Genomic DNA, 25,587 nt, shown 5'->3' with positions numbered 1-25,587 from the left:
GGCACGCCAGCTCCTACATTTTTAGCCCAAGGGCATCAAGCGATTTCGGCGACCACCGCCGCCAACGCCTTGGCCGGTTCAGCCGCCTGGCTGATCGGGCGACCGATCACCAGATAATCGGAACCAGCATCCAACGCCTGGCGCGGGGTCAGGATACGACGCTGGTCGTCCTGGGCGCTGCCCGCTGGACGAATCCCCGGAGTCACCAATTGCAGCGCCGGATGGGCGGTCTTCAACGCCTGGGCTTCCAGCGCCGAGCAGACCAAACCATCGAGGCCGGCCTTCTGCGCCAGGGCCGCCAGGCGCAACACCTGTTCCTGAGGCTCGATATCCAGGCCAATGCCGGCCAGGTCTTCACGCTCCATGCTGGTCAGCACGGTCACACCGATCAACAACGGCTTGGGACCGCTGCGTTGCTCCAGCACTTCACGGCACGCGGCCATCATGCGCAGGCCACCGGAACAATGGACGTTGACCATCCACACGCCCATTTCGGCAGCAGCCTTGACCGCCATCGCAGTGGTGTTGGGGATATCGTGGAATTTCAGGTCGAGAAATACTTCGAAGCCCTTGTCACGCAGGGTGCCGACGATTTCTGCGGCGCAACTGGTGAACAGCTCCTTGCCGACCTTGACCCGGCAGAGCTTGGGATCCAACTGGTCAGCCAGCTTCAGTGCGGCGTCACGGGTGGGGTAATCCAGGGCGACGATGATAGGAGTCTGGCAGACGGACATTGGAATGGGCTCTCAGGCAAGTCGAAATCGGCGCGGATTGTAGCGCAAGCAGCGGCTTTGCGGGATCCGATGATCGGTAAATCCTCGGCAAGCACTCATTTAACGGGGAGAACCGGCTAATATTTCAAAGCCGATACATTCGTTCACCGCGAGCCTCAAGGCCGTCAGAGCCGGCAAGCCAGCTCTGACAAAGGGATCAGCCCACCTTGTCTTCCCGGCGCACCTGCGCCTGGCTCGCACTCCAATCCGTCAACAGGCTGTACGCCACCGCCAACAATGTCGGTCCGATAAACAAGCCGATAAAACCAAACGCGATCAACCCACCAAACACCCCCAGCAACACGATCACCAACGGCAGGTTGCCGCCGCGGCTGATCAGGTACGGTTTGAGTACGTTGTCCACGCCGCTGATGATGAACGTGCCCCAGACGCCAAGGAATACCGCGTAGGTGTAATCGCCCTTCCACACCAGCCAGGCAGTGGCCGGGATCCAGACCAGTGGCGGTCCCATGGGGATCAGGCTCAGCAGGAAGGTGACAATCCCCAGCACCAGCGCTCCGGGTACCCCGGCAATCAGGAAGCCAATCAGCGCCAGCAGCGCCTGGGCGGCGGCAGTGCCGATCACACCGTTGACCACCCGCTGCACCGTACCGGCCACCAGGTCGATGTAGTAACCGGCACGTTCACCGATCAAGCGCTCCAGCAGGCGGTGAACGAACATCGCCAGGCGCGGCCCGTCGCGGTAGAAAAAGAATACAAACACCAGGCTCAGGGTCAGTTCCAGGATGCCGCCGCCAATCTGTGCGCTACGGGCCAGCAACCAGTTGCCGACCTGTCCCAGGTACGGCTTGATCGTGACCATCAAGGCCGCGCCCTGCTGGTCGATGCTGTCCCACATGCCCACCAGTCGTTCTCCGACAAAGGGGATCGAACCCAGCCACGTCGGTGCTTCGGGCAAGCCATCGACCTGCACATCCTTGATCAGCGCCACGGCGTCACGTACATGGTCGGCCAGGTTGAAGCCCAACCACACCAGCGGCACCGCCACCAATAACATCCAGCCCAAGGTCAGGATTCCGGCCGCCAGGGATTCGCGGCCGCCCAGGGCACGGGTCAACAGGCGCATCAGCGGCCAACTGGCAAATGCCAGCACTGCGCCCCAGAACAGCGCCGACCAGAACGGCGCCATCACCCAGAAACTGGCACCAAACAGCACCAGGAGCAGGATCTGCACCAGCAGGCGATCATTGTTGAGCATGTGGTTTCTCGAAAAGAAGTTTGTAGAGCAAGAGCTTAGGCGAACGGCACGGGTCCGTTCGCCCTGGAACGATCAGCGGATCACTTGTAGATGCAGGCCCTTGGCTTCGCCAGTGCCGGTTTCCAATCGCGCCGCGCGTACGCCCTTGTCGATCAGGCCCTGGCGCCAGGCTTCGGCGTTGGGCCCGCTCAAACTGACCCGCAAGGTGGTATCGAGGTTCAATCCACGGGAAATCAGGGTCAACCACGTTGTGTCGGGCTCAGTGCCCAACAAGGGGAAGTCCAGGTCGCCGGTGCTTTTCAATTCGCGCAGCAGCGTGGCCGAGGTCGGCAGCAATTGCCCCAGTGGCGCACTGGCGTCCATTTGCTCGACATGCAGGTAAGCCCGACGATTGCCGCGAGTGATGCCGTACAGCGCCACCAGGGAATTGTCCTGAGGGGCTGCGAGGCGCAGCAACAGGAATTCCTGCTGGCCATCGGCGCCGACCAGCTTGGCATTGCCCAGCACTTCATTGGCCCACAGGCTGCTTTCGCCACAATCGCGGGCCTGGCACCAGAACAGCAACTGCGCACCCTGCTCTTGCAATGCCTCACGCGTGGATTTGAAGGCCGCGCTGGAACTGTGTTCGGCGGGCAACTCATAGGTAATGGCTGTCACTTGGCCACGCGCCGTGGCCTGGCCTTCGTAACGCAACTGGCCGCTGATCTTGCGGATCGCGCCCATGGGGTAGATGCGTTCTTTTTCTTCGGCGGGCCGGTAGTCGACAATCTGCGCATCCACTTGACGGGCCACGCTGGGCAAATCCTGGCTCCCTGGTACATCGGCAGCGAAGACCAACGGGCTGATACAGCACAGCCCAAGTACACGGATAACTCCCTTGGCACTACTCATCGGATCGGTGCGCCTTGGCCGGTGGATGCCTTCGCGGTATTCGGATTGTTCATGGTTGACTCCCTTTCAATCCGCCCAGCCTCGACAGTTGACCCCGTCAAGTCAAGGCGCGGTGAAGAACCGATTGAAACAGTCTGCAACAAGAGCAGCCCCCGACTCGTCGTTCAGGTGCAAATGATGGCCACCTGCAAGGGTGGTTACAGTGAAAGGAAGCTGCGCAAGCAACTCGGGATGCTTGGCCAACATGCCCTCTTGCGCAACGACCAACTGCGTAGGACACGCCACCCGACGCACGAAGGCCATGGCCTGTTCTTCCGTCAGGCGCATCGGGGATGCCAGGGTCAGGCGACTGTCGCTGCGCCAGGTGTACCCCCCCGGCACCGGCATCAAGCCGCGCTGGGCCAGGAGTTCCGCGGCTTCACGGCTGACGGCGACCACGCCTTTCATCCGCGCCTCCACCGCCCGGTCGAGGCTGCCGTACACCGGCTTGCGTTTGTCTTGCAGGTTGATTTGCGCCTGCAAGGCCATGCCCAGGCGCTCGGCGGTGTTCTCGCCGGTGGCGATTGGCGGGATCACGCCGTCGATCAATCCAAGGTGGGTCACACGCTCCGGCAAGGCCCCGGCCAACACGGTGGAGACAATCGCGCCGAGGGAGTGGCCAAGTAATGCAAAACGTTTCCAGCCCAGTTGTTCGGCCACCTGCAGCACATCAAACACGTAATCCCACAAGGCGTACCCTGCCCCGGGCGGGCGATGAGCCGAGTGACCGTGGCCGGCCAGGTCCAGGGCGACAATGCGCAAGCCGTGCAGCTTGGGTGCCAGGCGCGCGAAGCTGTTGGCGTTGTCCAGCCAGCCATGCAGGGCGATCACCGGCAGGCCGTCTTCCGGGCCGAACAGATGGGCCGCCAGCTCAATGTGCGGCAGGCTCAGGCGCACTTCTTCGACAGGCGTGCTCATGCGCAACTGCGCTCGCGGGCTTCCCAGCGGGTGAACAGGTTCTTGAGCAGGGTCGCCGTGTCCTGCGGGCGCTCCAGGGGGAACATGTGGCCGCCGGGCATGGTCAGCATCTCGCCCATGGGCAGGCGCGCGACGCCGCTGGCGTGATGGCGCATTACCACCCGGCTCTGGCGGCCGCGCACCACGGCCAATGGCACTTTGAGCTGGCGGGTCTGCCCCGGGCTGGTGTGCGGCACGCCCCGGTAGATGCTGATTTCCGTGGCTGGGTCGAACCGCAGGCGCAGGCGGTCGCCAACCTGGTGCAAACCGTGTTGCAGGTAGGCTTCCAGGCAGTCCGGGTCAAACCCGCGGAACAACGTCTTGCCGGAAAAATACTGGCGCGCCGCGTCCAGGTCGCTGAACTCTTCACGGCGGCCCAGGGTGCGACCGGCGGGGGTCAGGCGATCGATCAGGCCAAAGCGCTTGGCTGCGCGGATCACCCAGCGGTCGGCCAGGGTCAGCACCGGCGAGTCGAGCATCACCACCCCGCGATACAACTGCGGGCAGCGCAGGGCTGCGTGCAAATGCAACACCCCGCCCAGTGAGTGGCCGACGCCCCACACCGGCTGCGGCTGCTGCTCCAGGTGGTGGATCAGTTCGTCCACCAGGTTCTGCCAATTGTCATCCACCGGAAACCGCGGATCGTGGCCGTGCTGCGACAGGTGCGCCACTGCATACTCCGGCGCCAGGGCCTCGAACAATTTGCCGTAGGTCGCCGAAGGGAAGCCATTGGCATGGGTGAAAAACACATGTTGCGACATAACCTGCCCATCTTCAAAAACAGAAATCGATTGTCCTCACCCCCGGCCGCCACAGCAATGACTGTAACTGCCAGGAATGATGACACTCACGCCACGCCTATCGCGCCGGCGGGTTCTCGCCCAGCGGCACCACGGCCATGGTCAGGCGCGACACACAACTGGCCTTGCCTTCGTCACTGCTCAGGCGAATGTCCCAGACATGGGTGGTGCGCCCGATATGGATCGCCCGGGCCACCGCCGTCACCCGCCCCGAACGCAGGCCGCGCAGGTGGTTGGCGTTGATTTCCAGGCCCACGCAGTAGAACTTGCTGGCGTCGATGCACAGGTAGCTGGCCATGGAGCCGACCGTTTCGGCCAACACCACCGAGGCCCCGCCGTGCAACAGCCCATAGGGTTGATGGGTGCGGTGGTCGATCACCATGCTGGCGGTCAGGGATTGCTCGTCGAAGCGCTCGAAACGGATGTCCAGTACTTCACCAATGGTGCTTTTCTGGATGGCATTGAGTTGCTCGATATTGGGAACGGTGCGCCACAGGCTCATTGCAGTGTCCTTGTTGATTTTATTGAAGGCTCAATCCTGCCACAGCACGGCCTCGGCGCGCGCGCTCCAGGCCTGGAACTGTGGGCCATAGGTTGACTCGATCACGTTGCGCTTGATCTTCAGGGTCGGTGTCAGGAAGCCGTTTTCCACAGCCCAACTGTCTTTCACCACCACCAGTTGACGCAAGCGTTCATGTTTATCCAGCACCTGGTTGACCTCTTCCAGCAGGCGTTCCAGGCTGCCGTGCAAGGCTTGCCGGGCCTCGCTGGCGGCCTCCTGCAGGCCCACCGCAGACAGCACGCACAAGCCCATCGGCGCGCTTAGGCCATCGCCGACCACGCACACCTGTTCGATGCGCCCGTGCACCGCCAGGCGGTTTTCGATGGGGGCCGGGGCGACGTACTTGCCCTTGCTGGTCTTGAAGATCTCCTTGAGCCGCCCAGTCAGGCGCAAGCGGCCTTCGGTGTCCTGCTCACCCTTGTCGCCGGTCCGCAGGAAGCCATCCTCGGTGAGGGTCTCGGCGGTCTTCTGCGGGTCCTTGAAGTAGCCGAGCATGGTCGCGCCGCTGCGCACCTGGACTTCGCCGGCCGGATCGATGCGCACCTCCACGTCCGGGCACGCCAGGCCGATCCAGCCGATCTTCTGCTGGCCGGGGCGACAGATATGGGAATAGCCACAACTTTCGGTCATGCCATACACCTCCAACACATCCAGGCCCAGGCGCAGGTACCAGTGCAGCAACGCCTCGGGCACCGGCGCGGCGCCAGACAGGGCCACGCGCACCGCATCCAGCCCAAGCCCGGCGAGGACCTTGCGCCCGACGCGCTTGCCGATAAACGGCAGGCGCAGCAACAAGTCCAGGCGTTTTTCCGGGATTTTGCCGTACACCCCCATCTGGAACTTGGTCCAGATCCGCGGCACGCCGAACAAGGCCGTGGGCCGGGCACGTTGCAGGTCGGTGAGGAAGGTGTCGAGGCTTTCGGCAAAAAATACCGTTTGCCCGGTATAGATCGCGGCCATTTCGACAAACATGCGCTCGGCCACATGGCACAGCGGCAGGTAGGACAGCAGGCGATCGCCCTCCCCCAGGCCAAACAGCTCGGTGGCCCGTGTGGCCGCAAACGCCATGGCGCCGAAGCTGTGCATCACGCCTTTGGGCAGGCCGGTGGTGCCTGAGGTATAGATGATCGTCGCCAGGTCTGTCGGCGCAGGTGCAGGGGTGTCCTGGATCGGCGAGCAGGCTTGCAGGTCGGCCCAGGTGAAGTCGAATGGGCCTTCGGGGCACAGCGGCAGGCTGATGGTCGCAAGCCCGGCCTTGACCCCCGGCGCCATGGCCGGCCAGTCGTCGAGCTTGCCGATAAACACCAACGCCGCCTCGGAGTGCTCCAGCACATGGGCCACGGAGTCGGCGGTGAGGTTGGGATACAGCGGGACCGAGACATGCCCGGCCATCCAGATCGCCAGGTCGGCGATGATCCAGTGCGCGCAGTTTTTCGAGATCAGGGCAATGTGCGAGCCCGGGGGCAGTTCCCGTGCGCGCAGCCAATGGGCGGCGCAGCGGACCTGGTGGCCGACCTCGCCCCAGGTGAGGGTCTGCACCTCGCCGCCCCCTATGGGTTGGACCAGGAAGCGCTGGCGCGGATGGCGCGCCTCACGTTCAAAGAAAACCTGCAGCGGCAAACGAAAAGCGTCAGACATGGGGCGCGCTCCTGAGTGTTTTTATTGGGAACCAACCAAGCACTTGCTTGGTAGACTATTCCATGCACAAAGGGCGCTGCAAGTTACTTGCAGGCACAACACAAATAAGTGTGGGAGCGGGCTTGCCCGCGATTGCGGTGGGTCAGTCAATAGAAATGTCGACTGTTACACCGCTATCGCGGGCAAGCCCGCTCCCACAGTTGATTGTGTTGTGCCTGAAAAATCAGGGGTTTTTGACGTTATTGAGGCTCATCAACCCCGCCAACGGAAAGTCCCCTTCCAGCTCCGCCAGGCTGGCGGTGTGCATCGGTTGGGGCTGGCGCTGGTGACCGTGCTGCAAAAAGCTGATCAGGTTGCCCACCAAAGGTTGATGGCTAACCAGCAGCACATTGTCATCGGTGTCGAGTTTCTCCAGTACTTGCAACGGATTGCCATCCGGTGTCAGCCACGCAACCGTGCGAATGTCTGGGGCAAAACCCAACGCCTCACGCACCAGTTGCGCGGTCTGCTGCGCCCGCGCGTAGGGGCTGGCGATGATGGCCTTGATATCCGCGCCGATCAGGTGGGCAGCACTGTGCAGCACCTCCTGGCGACCGCGCTCGGTCAGGTTGCGCTCGGCATCGCAGGCAGCATGGGACTCGGCTTCACCGTGGCGCAACACCCACAGTTTCATAACTTGGGCTCTTCATCGCGCACCGGGTGCGGGGCGGGCGGCACGCTGTGGGCGGCCTCGCCTTCCGGGGCGCGCGGGGCTGGCCAATCGGCGAAGGGCCAGGGCTTCTGCTCGCTGTGGAAGCTGCCAAAACGGCCAATCTGCGCGAGGAACTGGCTGAGGCTGTCGCCAACGTTCATCAGGCTCAGGTTCGGCGCGCCATAGATCAGGCGGTAGATCAATTGCACCACCACCAGCGCCCCGAGGATGAACTGCGCCACTTGCCAGACCAGGGCAAACACCAGCATCCACAGGATGCGCAGGGCAATGGATTCATATTGGGGGGCTGTTTTCGGATCGTTCATCGCGCGTTCCTCAGTTGAAACCACTGGTGGAAATAAAGTCGACATCGGTCTTGGGCTCGGCACGCATCAGCAACTCGATGACCTGATTCAAGGTGCGCCCTTCAAACAGGATAGCGTGCAGCCCGGCAACCAGCGGCATATAGACCCCAGTTTCCTGGGCCTTGGCCTTCAGCACTTTGAGGGTATTGACCCCTTCGGCCACTTCCCCCAGGCGGGTGACGGCGTCTTCCAGGCTCAGGCCCTGGCCCAGGGCAAACCCCACCTGGTAGTTGCGGCTTTTCGGCGACGAACAGGTGACGATCAGGTCGCCCACCCCGGCCAGGCCGAGGAAGGTCATGGGGTTGGCCCCCTGGTTGACCGCAAAGCGGGTCATTTCCGCCAGGGCGCGGGTGATCAGCATGCTTTTGGTGTTTTCCCCCATGCCCAGGGCCACGGCCATGCCGGCGATGATGGCGTAGACGTTTTTCAACGCGCCGCCCAGCTCCACGCCAAAACGGTCGGCACTGGCATAGACACGGAAGGTACGGCCATGCAGCACCGCCTGCACCTGTTCGCACAGGGCCTCGTCTTCACTGGCGACCACGGTCGCGGTCAGGGCGTGTTCGGCCACTTCCCGCGCCAGGTTCGGCCCGGAGAGCACACCGATACGGGCCTGGGGCGCGATTTCTTCGAGGATTTCGCTCATCAGCTTGAAGGTCTGGGCCTCGATGCCTTTGGTCAGGCTGACCAGCATCTTGCCCGCCAGCCGCTCGGCATGGGGCGCCAGCACCGAGCGCAAGGCGCTGGAGGGCAGCGCGACAAAGCACAGGTCGCACTCATCCAGAGTGGCCAGCAGGTCCGTGACCGGCGTGACCGCCGCATGAATCTTGATGCCCTTGAGGTAACGCGGGTTTTCCCGGTTGACCCGGATGGCCTCGGCCTGTTCGGGATCGCGCATCCACTGGCGCACCTGATGACCGTTTTCAGCCAGCAGATTAGCCACGGCGGTACCAAAACTTCCGCCTCCCAGGACCGCAATAGGGCGCTGTTGAGTCATATGCAATCCGTTAATCCATAGCAGTGGCGATGGCGGCATTATACGGGCCGGCCAGACGGCGGCCAGGCCCTTCTGTGATTTCCCGCAATTGTCGGAAAATGCCTGAATAGACCACAGTAATTGCGATAGCACCGACTGGCAAAAGCGCCCGCCTCAGTTAACATGGGCGGCTATCCGCAATTATCAAGGCCGTGCCGTGTATTTGGGCCCTCCTCCTCGTTCATCTCTGTTCCTGGCGCTGTTGGTCAGTACGCCGTTGCTGGCCGACGATCTGTTCCTCGACAACCAGCCGCTGCCCCAGGTCCTGACGGCGACCCGGCTCAAGCAGTCGGCCGCCGCCGTGCCGGGCAGCATGACGGTGATCGACAGCGAATTGATCAAGGCCAGCGGCGCGCGGGATATCGCCGAGCTGCTGCGCCTGGTGCCGGGCATGATGGTGGGCTACACCTCGGGCAACCAGGCCGCCGTCAACTATCACGGCACCAATGCCAGCGAAGCGCGGCGCATGCAGGTGCTGATCGATGGCCGCTCGGTGTACCGCGCCGGCCTGGCCACGGTGGATTGGAGCGATATTCCGGTGGCCATGGAGGATATCGAGCGGATCGAGGTGTTCCGCGGGCCCAATACCGTCAGCTACGGCGCCAACGCGCTGATGGCGGTGGTCAATATCCTTACCCGCTCGCCGGCCAACAGCCAGGGCACCCGGATGAAAATGACCCGGGGCGAGCGCGGGATCAACGATTGGTATGCCAGCCAGGGCCTGGGCTGGGACACCGGCAACCTGCGGCTGTCGCTGTCCGGGCAACAGGATGACGGTTTCGACAGCAACCGGGTCGGCGCCGACTACCGCGACAGCCGCCGGCTCAGCCGCTTCAGCCTGGCGGCCAGCCAGACGCTGAACCCGCAGCAAAGTATCGACTGGCAGATCAATGCCAAGGAAGGGACCAACCAGCGGCCATACACCTACAAACCCGTATTTGCCGGGATTACCGACGGTGGTACGGATTCTGATGTCACGGCCAAGGACTACGCCGCGTCCCTGCGCTGGAACTTCGACTTCAACCCCGAGCACAGCCTGTATATCCAGGGTTCGGCGCAGCAATGGGACCGCCGCCAGGTCTGGAAAGCCTGTGACGCCAAGGTCTCGTTCAGCCCGCAGCTGACACAACTGTGGCAAATGAACCCCAACTACGCCGAAAAGCTGGCGCGGCACATGCAGGACTATGCAAGCGGCAGACCTCCGCAAGGCTCCGCCGCCGAGCAGGCGCTGGCCGAAGAAGTCCTGAAACAATGGAATAACGGCGGCAAGGAGAGTGTCTGCGGCAACATCGACCAAAGCACCAAGGAAAGCCGCTACGACCTGGAAGTGCAGGACACTCTGAGCCTGTCCGACAGCCTGCGCCTGGTCAGCGGCATGAATTACCGCTACGACCGCGCCGACTCCGACACCTACTTCGATGGCCAGTTGGACGACATCACCTGGCGCCTGTTCGGCCATCTGGAATGGCGCGCCAGCGAGCACTGGCTGTTGCAGGGCGGGGCGATGTACGAAAACACGCACCTGAGCGGCAACTCGCTGACGCCCAGGGTCGCGGTCAACTACCTGATCAACCCGCGCCACGGGCTGCGGGCGGTGTACTCCGAAGCCATCCGCTCGCCGGACATGTTCGAGAACAACGTCAATTGGAGCTATAAGGTCACTAACCTCAGTTCCCCCGTATACGGGCAGAACACCGGCCAGTATTTCGTCAAGACCCGTGGCCCGGGCGACCTCGACAAGGAGCTGATGCGCTCCCGCGAGCTGGGCTACAACGGCTTTTTTGCGGATATCGGGCTGAACCTCGACGTCAAGCTGTTCTATGACGAAATCACCGGCATGATCAGCGAGCCCTTGCGCAATAACCAGTACATCGCCAGCAACAGTAACCGCTCGCGGTTCACCGGCGCCGAAACCCAGCTGGACTGGCACCTGAGTGCCGCCGACCGCCTGCGCCTGACCTATGCTTACGTGGACGCCCACGCCAGCAACCCGCAGGACCAGCAACAAACCGCGCGCAACAGCGGTTCGGCCGGCTGGATGCGCGAATGGGGGCATGGCTGGTCCAGCGCGCTGTTCTATTATGGCAACGATGCACTCAACCAATATCGCTTTGAACGGGTCGATATGCGGGTCGCCAAACGCCTCGCCCTGGGCAAGGCCAACCTGGAGCTGGCCGGCATGCTGCAACAACGCCTCGACCAGCAGCCCACCACCCACGCCGACAACTACTACGACCAGCGCCATGTGCTCTACTTCAGTGCGGAGCTAGAGTTCTGACATGAACCCTGCCCAGTCAAGGATGACCGCCCTCTTTGCCACCAGGTTCTGGCGCCGCTGCCTGCTGCTCGCCAGCCTGGCCTTGGCCATGCCCGCGTGGAGCGCCGACATCCTGCTGACCGCCGCCCAGGATGGTCCCGGTGTGCAGGCCTTTACCCAGGCCCTGCAACAACAGCGCCCTGCCGATAGCGTCAGCTTCAAGGCCCTGCAAGACATGCCGGCCCCCGGCCAACTGCCGGCCAGTACCCGCTTGATCCTGCTGGACCTGCCCAGCCTCGACTGGCGCCTGCAGGACACCCAGGGCCCGGCCACCCTGGTGTTGCGCATCAGCCGCCTGCAAGCCCGCGAGCGCCTGGGCAACCATGTGCCCGGCAAGATCAGCCTGCTGTGGAGCGACCCGCCCCTGGACCGGCAGTTGCGCCTGATCGCCAATATCCTGCCCCAGGCTCGGCGCATTGGCGTGCTCTATGGCAGCGACAGCCAATTCCTGCTGCCAGAGCTGCGCCAGCGTGCGACGGCCCTGGGCCTGGAAATCGTCGCCCAGCACTGGGGCAACATCAATGACAGCCGCCCTCTGCTGAGCCTGTTCAAAAACAGCGATGTGTTGCTGGGGCTGGATGATCCCCAGCTGTACAACCCGAAGACCGTGAAAAACCTGCTGTTGAGCAGCTACGCCAGGCAGTTGCCGCTGATCGGGCCCAACGCCGGCTTCGTGCGGGCCGGCAGCCTGGCCAGCACCTACAGCGACCAGGCCGACTGGCTGGATGTGCTTGACCGCCTGCTCGATCACCCGCCAGCCGGCTGGCCGCGCGCGCTGTACCCGGAACACTTCAAAGTCGTGGGCAACCCACAAGTGGCGCGCTCGCTGGGGATCGAACAGGTGGACGAGAGCGCCGTCGCGACCCGATTGGCCGAAGGGGAGAAACAGCCATGACCTTGCGTCGCCGCTGGGATATCAATACCCGCACCCAGATCATCACCCTGGGCCCGGCCCTGTTGCTGACGTTGCTGCTGATCAGCTTCTTTACCTTCGTGCGGATCCAGGACCTGCGCCAGGAACTGGACCACACCGGCCAACTGATCGCCAACCAACTGGCCCCGGCCACCGAGTACGGGGTGATCTCCGGCAACAACGATGTGCTCGACAGCCTGCTGCGGGCAACCCTGGCCACGCCCCATGTGCGCTTCCTGGAAATCCAGGACAGCGCGGAAAACATCCTGGTGTATGTCGAGCAGCCGTCGGAAAAACACGACCGCTCGCTGTCGGTGAAAATTTTCCAGGCGCCGATCCGCCTGCAGCATATCCAGCTGGGCAACGACTTCTTCCAGGACAGCACCGCGCAGCCCAAGGCGCCACGGGCCGACTATCTGGGCCGGGTGATCGTCGGCATGTCCAATGATGCTTTCAGCCAGCGCCAACAGGAAATCCTCTTCAAGGCCGGGATCCTGGCGCTGTTTGCCCTGCTCTTTACCTTCCTGCTGGCACGACGCCTGGCCGCCAGCCTGTCGCAACCGATCAGCGCCATGGGCCATGCCGTCAAGGCGATCCAGCAGGGTGACTACAAGACCCCGCTGCCGATTGTCGATGACTCCGAACTGGGCGACCTGTCCCGCCATATCAACAACCTGGCCGAAGGCCTGCACCACGCCAGCCGCGAACAACAGCAAGCCATGGCGCAGTTGATCCAGACACGGGAGGAAGCCGAGCGCGCCAACAACGCCAAGTCTGACTTCCTGGCGATGATGAGCCATGAACTGCGCACCCCGATGAATGGCGTGCTGGGCATGCTGCAATTGCTCGAAACCACGGACATGACCGAAGAGCAGACCGAGTACGCCGCACTGGCCTCGGAATCCACCGAGCACCTGCTCAAGGTCATCAACGATATCCTCGACTTCTCGCGGATTGAACGCGCGGCCCTGGAGCTTGAACATATTCCGTTCAACCTGGTGGACCTGATCAACAGCAGCGCCCAGGCCTTCCAGCACAGTGCCATACAGCGCGGGCTGGTCCTGGAGCTGTCGATCCCAGCGGGCATGGACACGTTGCGCGTACAGGGCGACCCGACGCGGATCCGGCAGATCCTGGTGAACCTGATCGGCAATGCGCTGAAGTTCACCGAGCAGGGCACGGTCAGCATCGAGCCCCATTGGCAAACCCTGGACCATGAACTGCTGTGGTTCACCTGCACCGTGCGCGACACCGGGATTGGCATCTCGGCCGAGCGCCTGGAGCTGATGTTCGACGCCTTTCAACAGGCGGACAGCTCGATCTCCAGGCGTTACGGCGGCACCGGCCTGGGCCTGCCGATTGCCCGCACCCTGGCCGAACGCATGGGGGGCACCTTGCGCGCCCACAGCGAAGAAGGCCTGGGCTCGGTGTTCACCCTGGAAATCCCCCTGGCGATCTACCAGCAGAGCCTGCCGCAGATCGCCCCGGACACCCTGCACAAGGCCAGCGCCGGTGAAGGCCGCAATGTGTTGCTGGTGGAGGACAACCCGGTCAACCGCACCGTGGTCGAAGCCATGTTGCGCAGCCTGGGGTTCGAGGTGAGCATCGCCACCGACGGTGCCGAGGCGATTCGCAGTGCCGAAAGCCTGATTTTCACGGCGATCCTGATGGATTGCCGGCTGCCGGTGATCGACGGTTATGAAGCCACCCGCCAGATCCGCCAGTTACCCGGCTGCGCCGATCTGCCGATCATTGCCCTCACGGCCAATGCGCTACAGGGCGATCGGGAGGCGTGCCTGGCCGCCGGAATGAACGATTACCTGGCCAAGCCGTTCAAACGCACGGATTTGCAGCAAATCCTACAGCGCTGGGTGCATTAGATGGGCAGCATCAGCCAACTCCGACTGGCGTGAAAGACGAAAGTGCGGCAGTCTTAGGCACCCGAGCGGGCCTATAAATGAGTCCGGTTTAAAATTTCAGTGCACAAGTGTACATTCATGTCCTTGATGCTGTGACTTTCACTACAACGCAATAGTCTACCTGTAGGCTGCCGACGTGAGGCAAGCACGCTTCAGTCGGTCGGGAAGATTTACCCGGCCCTGCCGCATGGGATTATTGAGGAGCTCGCATGACCAAACAAAACGCCTTTACCCGGGAAGACCTGCTGCGCTGCAGTCGCGGTGAGCTGTTCGGCCCAGGTAACGCGCAACTGCCCGCCCCGAACATGCTGATGGTGGATCGCATCACCCATATCAGCGAAGCGGGTGGCAAGTACGGCAAAGGTGAATTGGTCGCCGAGCTGGATATCACCCCGGACCTGTGGTTCTTCGCCTGCCATTTTGAAGGCGATCCGGTGATGCCGGGCTGCCTGGGCCTTGATGCCATGTGGCAACTGGTCGGCTTCTTCCTCGGCTGGCAAGGCCTGCCAGGTCGCGGTCGTGCCCTGGGTTCGGGCGAAGTGAAGTTCTTTGGCCAGGTCCTGCCGACCGCCAAGAAAGTCACCTACAACATTCAAATCAAGCGCGTCCTCAAGGGCAAGCTGAACCTGGCCATCGCCGATGGTTCGGTGAGCGTCGACGGTCGCGAGATCTATACCGCCGAAGGCCTTCGCGTCGGCGTGTTCACTTCCACTGACAACTTTTAAGGGTTATCCGCATGCGCCGCGTCGTTATCACTGGTCTGGGCATCGTTTCGTGCCTGGGCAATGACAAAGAGACCGTCTCCGCTAACCTGCGTGCAAGTCGCCCTGGCATCCGCTTCAACCCGGAATATGCCGAAATGGGTCTGCGTAGCCAGGTTTCCGGCTCCATCGACCTCCCCCTCGAAGAGCTGATCGATCGCAAGATCTATCGCTTCGTCGGCCACGCCGCCGCTTATGCCTACCTGGCCATGAAAGACGCAATCGCCGACTCCGGCCTGAGCGACGACCAGGTGTCCAACGTACGCACCGGCCTGATCGCCGGCTCCGGCGGCGCGTCGACCTTGAACCAGATGGAAGCGCTGGACATCCTGCGCGAGAAAGGCGTCAAGCGCGTTGGCCCGTACCGCGTCACGCGGACCATGGGCAGCACCGTTTCCGCATGCCTGGCCACGCCATTCCAGATCAAGGGCGTGAACTACTCGATCTCCTCCGCCTGCGCCACCAGTGCCCACTGCATTGGGACCGCGGTCGAGCAGATCCAGTTGGGCAAGCAAGACATCGTGTTTGCCGGTGGCGGTGAAGAAGAGCATTGGAGCCAATCGTTCCTGTTCGACGCCATGGGCGCGCTGTCCACCCAGTACAACGAAACCCCGGAAAAAGCCTCCCGTGCCTACGACGCCAAGCGTGACGGTTTCGTCATCGCCGGCGGTGGCGGCATGGTGGTGGTCGAGGAGCTGGAACACGCCCTGGCCCGTGGCGCGAAGATCTATGCGGAAATCGTCGGCTACGGCGCTACTTCCGACGGCTACGACATGGTTGCGCCAAGCGGCGAAGGTGCCATCCGTTGCATGCAGATGGCCATGGCCACTGTGGATACGCCTATCGATTACCTGAACACCCATGGCACCTCCACTCCGGTGGGCGATGCCAAGGAAATGGAAGGCGTGCGCGCGGTATTCGGCGACAAGGCTCCGGCCATCAGCTCTACCAAGAGCCTGTCGGGTCACTCCCTGGGCGCCGCCGGCGTTCACGAAGCGATCTACTGCCTGCTGATGATGGAAGGCAACTTCATGGCCGGCTCCGCCAACATCGAAGAGCTGGACCCCGCAGTGGCTGATATGCCGATCCTGACCAAGACCCGTGAAGATGCCACCATCAACACGGTCATGAGCAACAGCTTCGGCTTCGGTGGCACCAATGCCACCTTGGTACTGAAGCGCTGGCAGGGCAAGTAAGCCCCGCAGGTTGATCATGTGAAAACGCCCCGACTGGTTCGGGGCGTTTTTTTTGACCGGGTTTACCAGTAGACCGAGTCGCCTTCATCGCGGGCAAGCCCGCTCCCACATTGGGTCGCATTCAAATGTGGGGCTTGCCCGCGATGAAGGCGACTCGGTCTAAAGCCCTACACCGAAAACCGCGCCACCATGGTGTTCAAATCCACCGCCAACCGCGACAACTCATGACTCGCCGCGCTGGTCTGATTAGCTCCCGCCGACGTCTGCATCGCCAGCTCACGAATGTTCATCAGGTTGCGATCCACCTCCCGCGCCACCGCCGCCTGCTGCTCCGAGGCGCTGGCGATCACCAGGTTGCGCTCGTTGATCAGGGTAAACGCCGAGGCAATTGCCTCCAGCGCAGTGCCTGCCGACTTGGCAATGCCCAAGGTCGCCCGTGCGCGACTGTTGCTTTGCTGCATCGAGTTGACCGCCTGATCAGTACCCTGCTGGATCCCGCCAATCATCTGCTCGATTTCCTCGGTCGATTGCTGGGTGCGATGGGCCAGGGCCCGCACTTCATCGGCCACCACCGCAAAACCACGCCCGGCTTCGCCGGCCCGCGCAGCTTCGATGGCCGCATTGAGCGCCAGCAGGTTGGTTTGTTCGGCAATCGAGCGGATCACATCCAACACCTTGCTGATGCCGTATACCTTCTGCGCCAAGTCCTCGACCTGGGAGGCATTGGCGGTCACGTCGTCGGCCAGGGACTCAATCGACAGCACCGTCTGATGCACCTGCTCGCGCCCCTGCTGGGCAATGCGATCGGATTCGCGCGAAGCCTGTGAGGTGGCCACGGCATTACTGGCCACCTCCTCCACGGCGGCTGTCATCTGATTGACTGCGGTGGCGGCCTGCTCGATTTCCTGGCTTTGCTGGTGCAGGCCGCGGGTGGCGTCTTCGGTGACCGAACTGAGCTCCTCGGAAGCAGAGGCCAATTGGCTGGAGGATTGGGAGATACGCTGGATCGTCTCCCGCAGGTTTTCCTGCATGCGCTTGAGTGCCTGTTGCAGACGCGCGGGCTCGTCCTTGCCGCTGACGGTAATCTCGCCGGTCAAATCGCCACTGGCCACCCCCTGGGCGACCCTCACCGACTGCGCCAGCGGCAGCACAATGCTGCGGGTCAACAGCAGGGCCAGGCCGACGGTAATCAGTGCCGTCATGACAATCATGGCGATCACCCAGATTCGCGATTGACTGAACACTTGCTGGGCCAATGTGGCCGCCTGGTTGGCGCTGACCTTATTGAGGGTGACCAGTTCGCCCAGGGTGCCGGCCAGGGTATCGGCCAGATGATTCATCTCGCCGTTGACCACCTTGATCGCGTCTTCCAGCTGATTCTGCCGGGAAAGCGCCATAACCTGCTCCTGGCGTTGCAGGTACTGTTGCTGCTCCACCTTGAAACGGTCGAACAGCACCTGGTCTTCTGGCAGGATGATCAAGGCTTCATACAGCAACTGCGCGGCGTGCAGCTGTTTTTTGATCTCGAGGATTTTCTGCTCATTCTGCGCCACCATCTGAGGGTCGCGGTTGACCAACACGCGCAACGTCAGGGCCCGTATCCGCAGCAGGTCCTGATTCATTTCGCCGGCCGCCATTACGCTGGGCAGCCAGTTGGTCTCCACTTGGTCCGATTGCTCGCGCATATTGGCCATTTGCATCAAGGCGAACCCACCCAATACAAACACCATCAACGCCAACACTCCAAAACCCAGGCCTGCACGGGGAGCGATATTGAGACTTCTGATACTCATTACTCGGGTTCCTTCCAAAAGCGCTGCATCCACCTGCAGCGGGTTGCTCTTGAAAGGTATCGGCGTCTGACAGAAATTGCGTAATACCAAAACGCGATATCAAAACGCCTTTATGCTGCCTGACCCATGCTGTCGCTGCTCAGCGCACGGTGAAGCTCTTCTGTGTCAGCAGGCGATCACCCTGGAACACCATGAATCGCCACTCGCCCGGCACCACTTCGTAGCTTTCGGTGAACTCGTAGGCCATCACGTCCTGGGGCGCACCGGGCACCAATTTCTGGGTCACTTCAAATTTGTCATGCCGCTGGCCATCGGCTGTGCGGATGCCGGGGGTGAAGTAGAGCAAGGTCAGTGGCGTATCTTCGGCGACCTTGCCAAGCAACTGGTAACGCAGGCCAAACTTGGTGCCCAGCCTGGCCGGCACCACAGTAGTGGCCTGGATCTGTTCGTTGCTGCGGCGCAATACGCGCTCGCCCGACTGCAACTGGGCTGTCGGGCCTTCAAACACGCCGAACTCCACCGGGCCTTCGATACGGACTTCGGCGCTAGCCAAGCCGCTGATCATCATCATTGCCGCCAGGGCGCTTAAACGGGTGAGGTGCATAGTGGGCTCCTTGAGTGAGATGGCGCGAGCTTATGACACCGGTATGACGGGACGATGACAAACCCGATCAGCGCGCCTTGGGCAAAATCGCGAGGAAATTGTCCCGTGCGACTTTTCGCGCAACGTCTTCAGGCAAGGCATCAAGGAAGGGATTGAAGCTGCGCATTTCCTTACCCAGCTTGTTGAACCGCCCTACCACATCAGACCCCAGCATAAAGCGCTCCGGGAAGCGCTCTACCAGCGCCAGCCATTCCGGCCGGGGCTTTCCCGCCTCGTCCAGCAAGTACGGCGTGAGCACGCTCCAGGACAGGTCGATGTACAGGTTGGGATAGGCCTCCAGCATGCGGCTCACGGTCGGCAACAGGAAGTCCAGCTGCGTCTGGTGCCGGTGGATCTCCATGCTGGTGCCGGCATGGGCCCAGATAAACCGGGTGTGCGGGTGATTGCGCAGCGGCTCTTCGATCTCTGCCAGGTACAGCGGGTTACGCTCGCGCTTGGAGGTGATGTTGGAGTGCACCAGCACCGGCAGGTCATTCTTGGCGGCCAGGTGATAGATGCCCGTCATGGCCTCGTTATTGGCCCGTGGTGTGTCACCGGAGGTCAGCGCGGTCAGGTCATCGTGGCGGGTGAAGACTTCGCCAATGCCCTGCCACAGGCCCGGATAGAGGTCGAGCATGCGCTGGATATGGATCTCGGAGTTCTTGTCGTTGGGGTTGAAGCCGCTGAGGAACGGGTGCAAATACTGACGCTGCTCGGGGGCCAGCTTGCTCACGGCTGCGGCGACGATCACATCGGTGGCGCTGTACCAGTAGGCATCCGCGTCATCTCCGGCGTAATAGCGCGGGCGCTTGGGTTCGTCTTCGTGCCATTTCTTCGCAACCGGGATGCCGGAAATCATCACATGCTCAATGCGATTGTCAGCCATGGCCTTGAGCAGCTTGTCCATGCCGGCCGTCTCCTGGAAGAAGTCGACGTAATGCAGGTGCGCGTCGCTGTAGGCATAGTCGCGGGCCTGTACAGTAAGGCTGCTGGCGGCGAGCAACAGGGCAAGACTCAGGCGGATCCAGGGCACGATAAAACCTCAACAGGGATTAAGTCCGGTAGACCTGCGACGGCCTGTCGGGGTTCATCCGATAAAAAATGCGGAACACTCAAGTGCCAGCATGCTCTATAACTGCATGACCTTCATCCTGCCATCTAGTCTAGTGAGGCTTGCCATGCCTGTTATCGTCAATACGCTGAACACCGAGAATTTTCGCCATAGCGTCAACATCAATCAGCATGAACTGTTTACCGACCTGCCCAAGAGCCTGGGCGGCGACGACTCGGCACCCTCGCCCCACGATTACTTCGACGCCGCGCTGGCCTCGTGCAAAGCCCTGACCGTCAAGCTGTATGCACAGAAAAAGAACATCCCCCTGACCGGCGTGACCGTGGAGGTCACCCACGACAGCACCGAGGAGCAAAAAGGCAAGTATAAGCTCAACGTCAAGCTGACCCTCAAGGGCGTACTGACTGATGCCCAGCGCGAAGAACTGCATCGTGTAGCGGACAAGTGCCCGGTACACAAGCTGATGACCACTGCCGAGATCAGCATCGAGACCCGACTTTCGGAAGGCGCCTTCAGCCAATAACACCGATTTCCTGCCGGGCGGGTTATGCTCAAACCCATCGAACCCGCTCAGACAGGGATGCACCATGACTACCGTGATCGTAATTCACCCACGTGCCGAAGATGTCGAGGGCCAGCCTATCCTGCGCCCCCTGCCCTCGCGGGAATGCCGCAGCGTCGGACCTTTCGTGTTCTTCGACCATATGCTCCAGACCCGCTACGCCCCTGGCAGCGGCATGAATATCCGCCAGCATCCGCATATTGGCTTGTCCACCCTCACCTACTTGTTTGAAGGCGAACTCCTGCACAAGGACAGCCTCGGCTCTGATCAGGTGGTCAAGGCCGGTGACGTCAGCTGGATGACCGCCGGCAGCGCCATTGCCCACGTCGAACGCACACCCCAAGCGCTCAAGGCCAAGGGTTTCGAGCTGCATGGCTTGCAGGTGTGGCTGGCCTCGCCCAAGGCACACGAGCAAGGGCCGGGGCATTACAGCCATCACCCCGCCGCCAGCCTGCCGGTCAGTGACAACCTCGGGGTGACGATCCGCCTGATCGCCGGCAGTGGCTTTTGCCTGGAATCACCGGTGCCTGTGCTGTCACCGACGCTGTATGCCGAGGTGCATATGCAAACGGCCACTACCCTGCTGATTCCTGATGAGCATGAGGAACGGGCGGTGTATGTACTCGACGGTGATGCGCAGTTGGAAGGCGACACCTTGGAAGTCCATAGCCTGGTGGTGTTGCCGGCGGGCCAGAGCATGGCGCTGTTTGCCGAGACCGATTGCCACCTGGTGGTCTTCGGCGGCGCGCGGCTGGATGGGCCTCGGCGGATCAACTGGAACTTTGTCGCCAGCGATCCGGCGTTGATCGATCAGGCGCGCCAGCGCTGGGCGGCCGGAGATTGGCCGACGGTGCCGGGGGAAAGCGGGAGAATTGAGTTGCCGCTGAAATAGCTATCGCGGGCAAGCCCACTCCCACATTTATGGTGTTCACAAATCAACATGTGGGAGCGGGCTTGCCCTAATGCCAGTCAGTTAAGCCTTTTTGTAGGAGCGAGCTTGCTCGCGAAGAACTTGAGAGCGCCGCGTTTACCTAGCAAACACGCGTTATCGTTGACGTCCTTCGCGAGCAAGCTCGCTCCTACAGAAAGCAGAATCCGCTTAACTGACTGGCATTAGGGCTTGCCCGCGATGAGGCCCTGACAGACGCTGAAGACTCAGCCCTTGAACACTTCATCCAACAAATTGTGCATCGCCTGGAACGCCCGCCCTGCGGTCTTGGCGTCGTACATCATCTTGCCCGGCACATTGGCATGGGGGTCGGTGAACGAATGCACCGCGCCACCGTAGCTCAGCAATTGCCAATCCACCCCGGCCGCGTTCATCTCGTCCTCAAAGGCCGGCAACTGCTCCCTGGGCACCAATGGGTCAGAAGCGCCATGCAGCACCAGTACCGAACCCTTGATGTTCTTCGCGTCCGCCGGGTTGGGCGTGTCGAGGGTGCCATGGAACGACACCGCTGCCTTCAGCGGCGCACCGGTACGTGCCAGCTCCAGGGAGCAGCAACCGCCAAAGCAGAAACCAAAGGTCGCCAGCTTCGAGGTATCGACAGCCGCTTCGGCCTGGCCTTGCAGTTGCGCTAAGGCTGCCTGCATACGTGTGTTCAACAACCCACGGTCATTCTTCAACGGCATCATCGCCGCCCCGGCTTCGTCGCCATTGGATGGGCGCACCTGTTGCCCGTACAGATCGGCGATCAGCACCACATAGCCCTTGGCCGCCACGGTCTTGGCGATTTCTTCGGCGCTGGCGCTGACCCCCATCCAGTTCGGTGCCATCAGCAAGCCCGGCAGCGGGCCCTTGTGGCTGGCATCGAAGGCCAGGCGGCTTTCATAAGACTGGCCATCAATCTGATAGACCACGGAACGCACGGTGACTTGGTTCATCATTTTCTCCGGTTGATATCCACAAACGAAAACCCCGCCGAAGCGGGGTTTTCTTGCAGCGTTGTTAAACCGACAGTTCAACCAACAACTTGTTCAGTCGGCGCACGTAGGCGGCCGGGTCTTTCAAGCTGTCCCCTGCGGCCAGGGCCGCCTGGTCGAAGAGGATGTGCGACAGGTCGCCAAAACGCTCTTCGCTCTGCTCGCCGTCGAGTTTCTCGATCAACGGGTGAGCCGGGTTGAATTCAAAGATCGGCTTGGAGTCCGGCACCTTCTGCCCGCTGGCTTCGAGGATCTGGCGCATTTGCATGCCCAGGTCTTGCTCGCCGATGGCCAGGATCGCCGGGGAATCGGTCAGGCGGTGGGAAACCCGCACCTCGCTGACGGCATCGCCCAGGGCGGTCTTGATGCGTTCAACCAGGCCTTCTTTGGACTTGGCCACTTCTTCAGCGGCTTTTTTGTCCTCTTCCGAATCCAGGTTGCCCAGGTCCAGGTCACCACGGGCCACGTCGACGAAGGATTTACCGTCGAACTCGTTGAGGTAGCTCATCAGCCACTCGTCGATACGGTCGGTGAGCAGCAGCACTTCGATGCCTTTCTTGCGGAAGACTTCCAGGTGCGGGCTGTTCTTGACCTGGGCGTAGGTTTCGCCGGTCAGGTAGTAAATCTTGTCCTGGCCTTCCTTGGCGCGTGCCAGGTACTCGGCCAGGGACACCACCTGCTCGCCGTCTTCGCCTTGAGTCGAGGCAAAACGCAGCAGGCCGGCGATTTTTTCCTTGTTGGCGAAATCTTCTGCCGGGCCTTCTTTCATGACCTGGCCGAAGTTTTTCCAGAAGCCCTTGTATTGCTCAGGCTCGTTCTTCGCCAGTTTTTCCAGCATGTCCAACACACGCTTGGTCAGCGCCGTCTTCATCGAGTCGATGATCGGGTCTTTCTGCAGGATTTCCCGCGACACGTTCAGCGACAGATCGTTGGAGTCGACCACACCCTTGATAAAGCGCAGGTACAGAGGCAGGAAGGACTCTGCCTGATCCATCACGAATACGCGCTGCACATACAGCTTCAGGCCTTTGGGCGCTTCACGCTGGTACAGGTCGAACGGAGCACGGGCCGGGACGTACAGCAGCGAGCTGTATTCCAGCTTGCCTTCGACCTTGTTGTGGCTCCAGCTCAGCGGGTTTTCGTAGTCGTGGGCGATGTGCTTGTAGAACTCCTGGTATTCCTCGTCCTTGACCTCGGTACGCGGACGGGTCCACAGGGCGCTGGCGCGGTTGACCACTTCCCATTCCTGGGCAGGAGCCTCCTCGCCTTCGGCCGCCGCTTGTTCTTTCGGCAGTTCGATGGGCAACGCGATATGGTCGGAGTACTTCTTGATGATGTTGCGCAGGCGCCAGCCATCGGCGAATTCGTCTTCACCGGACTTGAGGTGCAGCACGATGCGCGTACCGCGGTCTGCCTTGTCGACGGTGGCGATTTCAAATTCGCCCTCGCCTTTGGAAGCCCAGTGCACGCCTTCGCTGGCGTCGAGACCGGCGCGGCGGCTGAACACTTCCACTTTGTCGGCAACGATAAAGGCCGAGTAGAAGCCCACGCCGAACTGGCCGATCAGGTGCGAGTCCTTCTTCTGGTCGCCCGACAGGTTCTTCATGAAATCGGCGGTGCCGGATTTGGCGATGGTGCCCAAATGGGTAATCGCCTCTTCGCGGCTCATGCCGATGCCGTTGTCTTCGAGGGTGACGGTCTTGGCGTCCTTGTCGAAGCTCACACGGATTTTCAGTTCTGCGCCACCTTCCAGCAACTCAGGCTTGGACAGGGCTTCAAAACGTAATTTGTCGACAGCGTCAGAGGCGTTCGAGATCAATTCGCGAAGGAAGATTTCCTTGTTGGAATACAGCGAATGGATCATGAGGTGCAGCAGTTGCTTCACCTCGGTCTGGAAGCCCAGGGTTTCCTTTTGAGTTTCCACACTCATGGTCATCAAACTCCAATTGGATGGCAGTGGCCGCGCCCTAGAGGGTTGGCGGCGGGTTGTCATCAAAGTTGGGGGCTAAGACCAGGATTTCAAGGGTGGCCCTGCTCTTGAATCTTGAAATGCGCGCGAGCAGTGGCAATGGGCTCGGCCGGGGTGCTTTGCCAGGCGGTGATCGCCACATTGGCCACCCGCCGTCCCTGGCGCCACACCTGGCAGGTGGCGTAAGTGTCGCGAAACTGCCCGGCCCGCAGGTAGTCCAGAGAAAAATCGACAATCTTGGGCAGGCCCTTTGCAACTCCCGGGGTGCCCGTGGCCACCCATAAATGAAAGGCCGCCGACAGCTCCATAAAGCCGGCAATCACACCGCCATGGAGGGCCGGCAATATCGGGTTACCAATATTGTCCTTGTTGGCGGGCATGCGAAACAGCAACTCATCCCCCAGGCGCGTGCATTCAACGCCGATCAGTCGGGCATAGGGAATCAGTTCCAGCAGCGCCTTATAGTCGCCCCGGTGATGGGCCTGCTGCATCCGCGTCTTGAATTGGTGGGTCATGCCTGTTCTCCCTTGATACTGCTACCCAGGCCCTTGGTGCCCTTCAGGTGCTTGCCCATGCGCATGAACGTGCCCACCACATGGGCAATCGGCTGCTGGGGGTCATCCTGATACGCAAAGCCACGGGTGAAAATCACATCGGTGGTCACCCGATAGCATTGGGCAAAGCCAAATACGGCCTTGTGCGGCTCGGCCGGGTGCATGTAGTCAATGCGCAAATCCAGGGTGGGGCAGACTTCAAATTCCGGCAGGACGCACAAGGTCGCCATGCCACAGGCCGTGTCCATCAGGGAAGTCAGGGCACCGCCATGGATAATCCCGGTGTGCGGGTCGCCGACGATCTGCGGGCTGTACGGCAAAAGCAAGGTCATGCCGTCCGCGCTCGCATCATGCACCTCAATACCCAAGACCTGGCAGTGACGCAGGGCCGAAACAAAACGTGCGGCACGCTCCAAAAGGGGGCTATCGGTCATTGGATAAAGACTCTTATTAGTAGTGATCCGGTGGAACAAGTACCCCGGAAGAAAGTTCCTTAGCGAAACAGCCTATATATCTGTGAGATTAAAGGAACTAATGCCTGCACCCCATGCTCGAAAGGCCAGTAGATATCTTCAATAAGGAGAAACACCCCATGCGCAAGACTTTCGCCGTTTCCTTGATGTTGGCTGCCACCCTTGGCCTCGCTGCCTGCGATAAAAAATCCGAGGACAAAGCTCAGGATGCAACCCAACACGCTGAACAAGCTCAAGAAAAAATGAGCGAAGCTCAGGATAAAGTGAACGATGCTGCAAAAGAAAACGCTGAAGCCGCCAAAGCCCAAGCTGAATCTGACGCAGCAGCCGCTAAAGAAAATGCTCCAGCTACACCTGCAACCGGTTCTTGATACCAAGGTTTAAAAACCATGTTGATCGAGTAGGAGGCGGATTCACATCCGCCGTCCTCTCACACCACCGTACGTACGGTTCCGTATACGGCGGTTCAGGTTATACGGTTAAGTCGGTTTATCGTATCCAGTATCGAGACCAGCCCGAGG

The 25,587-nt window shown here is 61.4% G+C and carries 25 protein-coding genes and 1 pseudogene; 8 read left to right on the top strand and 18 right to left on the bottom strand.

Translation table 11 applies throughout. From position 1 onward, the window contains the following. Window positions 1-35 precede the first annotated feature (35 nt). From pyrF to BLL38_RS25610, 10 genes are all read right to left on the bottom strand, one after another. On the bottom strand, window positions 36-734 hold the full coding sequence (pyrF, locus tag BLL38_RS25655) for an orotidine-5'-phosphate decarboxylase (protein ID WP_076964834.1): 699 nt from the start codon (window positions 732-734) through the stop codon (window positions 36-38). Between the two features lie 196 nt (window positions 735-930). Then, a complete protein-coding gene (locus tag BLL38_RS25650) occupies window positions 931-1,992 on the bottom strand; it encodes an AI-2E family transporter (RefSeq protein WP_070995387.1) in 1,062 nt (353 codons plus the stop codon). Between the two features lie 72 nt (window positions 1,993-2,064). Then, window positions 2,065-2,883, bottom strand: coding sequence for a DUF4892 domain-containing protein (locus BLL38_RS25645; protein ID WP_076964833.1), 819 nt, complete (start codon window positions 2,881-2,883; stop codon window positions 2,065-2,067). A gap of 102 nt (window positions 2,884-2,985) precedes the next feature. Further along, window positions 2,986-3,840 (bottom strand): alpha/beta hydrolase, encoded by an 855-nt coding sequence (locus tag BLL38_RS25640; protein WP_076964832.1) that lies wholly within the window; start codon window positions 3,838-3,840, stop codon window positions 2,986-2,988. Continuing rightward, on the bottom strand, window positions 3,837-4,640 hold the full coding sequence (locus tag BLL38_RS25635; protein WP_076964831.1) for an alpha/beta fold hydrolase: 804 nt from the start codon (window positions 4,638-4,640) through the stop codon (window positions 3,837-3,839). The genes BLL38_RS25640 and BLL38_RS25635 overlap by 4 nt, the downstream gene beginning before the upstream one ends. A 97-nt stretch (window positions 4,641-4,737) precedes the next feature. Next, window positions 4,738-5,181 carry a hotdog fold thioesterase gene (locus BLL38_RS25630; RefSeq protein ID WP_076964830.1) on the bottom strand — a complete coding sequence of 148 codons (444 nt, stop codon included), beginning with the start codon at window positions 5,179-5,181 and terminating at the stop codon, window positions 4,738-4,740. Window positions 5,182-5,211: 30 nt separating this feature from the next. After that, a complete protein-coding gene (locus BLL38_RS25625; protein ID WP_076964829.1) occupies window positions 5,212-6,879 on the bottom strand; it encodes an AMP-binding protein in 1,668 nt (555 codons plus the stop codon). Window positions 6,880-7,102: 223 nt separating this feature from the next. Then, the gene (gene sixA, locus BLL38_RS25620; protein ID WP_076964828.1) at window positions 7,103-7,552 is read right to left on the bottom strand and encodes a phosphohistidine phosphatase SixA; all 450 of its coding nucleotides are present in this window, start codon (window positions 7,550-7,552) and stop codon (window positions 7,103-7,105) included. Continuing rightward, the gene (locus BLL38_RS25615) at window positions 7,549-7,896 is read right to left on the bottom strand and encodes a DUF4389 domain-containing protein (RefSeq protein WP_076964827.1); all 348 of its coding nucleotides are present in this window, start codon (window positions 7,894-7,896) and stop codon (window positions 7,549-7,551) included. The genes sixA and BLL38_RS25615 overlap by 4 nt, the downstream gene beginning before the upstream one ends. Window positions 7,897-7,906: 10 nt before the next feature. Then, window positions 7,907-8,932 carry an NAD(P)H-dependent glycerol-3-phosphate dehydrogenase gene (locus BLL38_RS25610; RefSeq protein ID WP_076964826.1) on the bottom strand — a complete coding sequence of 342 codons (1,026 nt, stop codon included), beginning with the start codon at window positions 8,930-8,932 and terminating at the stop codon, window positions 7,907-7,909. 196 nt (window positions 8,933-9,128) lie between these two features. On the opposite strand from BLL38_RS25610, the gene BLL38_RS25605 reads away from it, so the two are divergent. From BLL38_RS25605 to fabB, 5 genes are all read left to right on the top strand, one after another. After that, entirely contained in the window at window positions 9,129-11,249 is a 2,121-nt protein-coding gene (locus BLL38_RS25605; RefSeq protein ID WP_076964825.1) for a TonB-dependent receptor plug domain-containing protein, read from the top strand. Between the two features lie 22 nt (window positions 11,250-11,271). Next, entirely contained in the window at window positions 11,272-12,183 is a 912-nt protein-coding gene (locus BLL38_RS25600; protein WP_130898272.1) for an ABC transporter substrate-binding protein, read from the top strand. Next, window positions 12,180-14,081, top strand: a complete 1,902-nt coding sequence (locus BLL38_RS25595) for an ATP-binding protein (RefSeq protein ID WP_076964823.1) — start codon at window positions 12,180-12,182, stop codon at window positions 14,079-14,081. The genes BLL38_RS25600 and BLL38_RS25595 overlap by 4 nt, the downstream gene beginning before the upstream one ends. A gap of 248 nt (window positions 14,082-14,329) precedes the next feature. Continuing rightward, a complete protein-coding gene (gene fabA, locus BLL38_RS25590) occupies window positions 14,330-14,845 on the top strand; it encodes a 3-hydroxyacyl-[acyl-carrier-protein] dehydratase FabA (RefSeq protein WP_076964822.1) in 516 nt (171 codons plus the stop codon). 11 nt (window positions 14,846-14,856) lie between these two features. Next, window positions 14,857-16,077, top strand: a complete 1,221-nt coding sequence (fabB, locus tag BLL38_RS25585; protein ID WP_076964821.1) for a beta-ketoacyl-ACP synthase I — start codon at window positions 14,857-14,859, stop codon at window positions 16,075-16,077. A 167-nt stretch (window positions 16,078-16,244) separates the two neighbouring features. On the opposite strand, the gene BLL38_RS32040 is transcribed toward fabB, so the two are convergent. The 4 genes and pseudogenes from BLL38_RS32040 to BLL38_RS25570 all read right to left on the bottom strand — a co-directional run bounded on the left by BLL38_RS32040 (window position 16,245) and on the right by BLL38_RS25570 (window position 19,546). Further along, a complete protein-coding gene (locus tag BLL38_RS32040) occupies window positions 16,245-17,108 on the bottom strand; it encodes a methyl-accepting chemotaxis protein (RefSeq protein ID WP_373562148.1) in 864 nt (287 codons plus the stop codon). Continuing rightward, window positions 17,100-17,870: pseudogene (locus tag BLL38_RS32035) on the bottom strand (MCP four helix bundle domain-containing protein); the annotation flags it as partial. The pseudogene BLL38_RS32035 and the gene BLL38_RS32040, both read right to left, overlap by 9 nt. A gap of 139 nt (window positions 17,871-18,009) precedes the next feature. Continuing rightward, window positions 18,010-18,474, bottom strand: coding sequence for a DUF3859 domain-containing protein (locus BLL38_RS25575; RefSeq protein ID WP_076964819.1), 465 nt, complete (start codon window positions 18,472-18,474; stop codon window positions 18,010-18,012). A gap of 67 nt (window positions 18,475-18,541) precedes the next feature. After that, entirely contained in the window at window positions 18,542-19,546 is a 1,005-nt protein-coding gene (locus tag BLL38_RS25570) for an amidohydrolase family protein (protein ID WP_076964818.1), read from the bottom strand. Between the two features lie 145 nt (window positions 19,547-19,691). On the opposite strand from BLL38_RS25570, the gene BLL38_RS25565 reads away from it, so the two are divergent. Further along, complete coding sequence (locus BLL38_RS25565) at window positions 19,692-20,108, top strand: OsmC family protein (RefSeq protein ID WP_076964817.1); 417 nt, start codon at window positions 19,692-19,694, stop codon at window positions 20,106-20,108. Window positions 20,109-20,172: 64 nt separating this feature from the next. Further along, window positions 20,173-21,039, top strand: coding sequence for a pirin family protein (locus BLL38_RS25560; protein ID WP_076964816.1), 867 nt, complete (start codon window positions 20,173-20,175; stop codon window positions 21,037-21,039). Between the two features lie 263 nt (window positions 21,040-21,302). Here BLL38_RS25560 and BLL38_RS25555 read toward each other — a convergent pair whose 3' ends face one another. The 4 genes from BLL38_RS25555 to BLL38_RS25540 form a co-directional block, all read right to left on the bottom strand. Further along, window positions 21,303-22,031: a dienelactone hydrolase family protein gene (locus BLL38_RS25555; protein WP_076964815.1), complete on the bottom strand. Its 729-nt coding sequence runs from the start codon at window positions 22,029-22,031 to the stop codon at window positions 21,303-21,305. 64 nt (window positions 22,032-22,095) lie between these two features. Then, on the bottom strand, window positions 22,096-24,000 hold the full coding sequence (gene htpG / locus BLL38_RS25550; protein ID WP_076964846.1) for a molecular chaperone HtpG: 1,905 nt from the start codon (window positions 23,998-24,000) through the stop codon (window positions 22,096-22,098). A gap of 89 nt (window positions 24,001-24,089) precedes the next feature. Beyond that, window positions 24,090-24,554 carry a PaaI family thioesterase gene (locus BLL38_RS25545; protein WP_076964814.1) on the bottom strand — a complete coding sequence of 155 codons (465 nt, stop codon included), beginning with the start codon at window positions 24,552-24,554 and terminating at the stop codon, window positions 24,090-24,092. After that, complete coding sequence (locus tag BLL38_RS25540; protein ID WP_076964813.1) at window positions 24,551-25,027, bottom strand: PaaI family thioesterase; 477 nt, start codon at window positions 25,025-25,027, stop codon at window positions 24,551-24,553. The genes BLL38_RS25545 and BLL38_RS25540 overlap by 4 nt, the downstream gene beginning before the upstream one ends. A 158-nt stretch (window positions 25,028-25,185) precedes the next feature. Between BLL38_RS25540 and BLL38_RS25535 the strand changes: the two genes are divergently transcribed. Beyond that, window positions 25,186-25,437, top strand: a complete 252-nt coding sequence (locus BLL38_RS25535; RefSeq protein ID WP_076964845.1) for a hypothetical protein — start codon at window positions 25,186-25,188, stop codon at window positions 25,435-25,437. Window positions 25,438-25,587 lie beyond the last annotated feature (150 nt).

Source organism: Pseudomonas gessardii (assembly GCF_001983165.1).
Classification (GTDB): domain Bacteria; phylum Pseudomonadota; class Gammaproteobacteria; order Pseudomonadales; family Pseudomonadaceae; genus Aquipseudomonas; species Aquipseudomonas gessardii.
The sequence above is the reverse complement of the archived record's forward strand: the minus strand, read 5'-3'. Positions and strand labels throughout refer to the sequence as shown.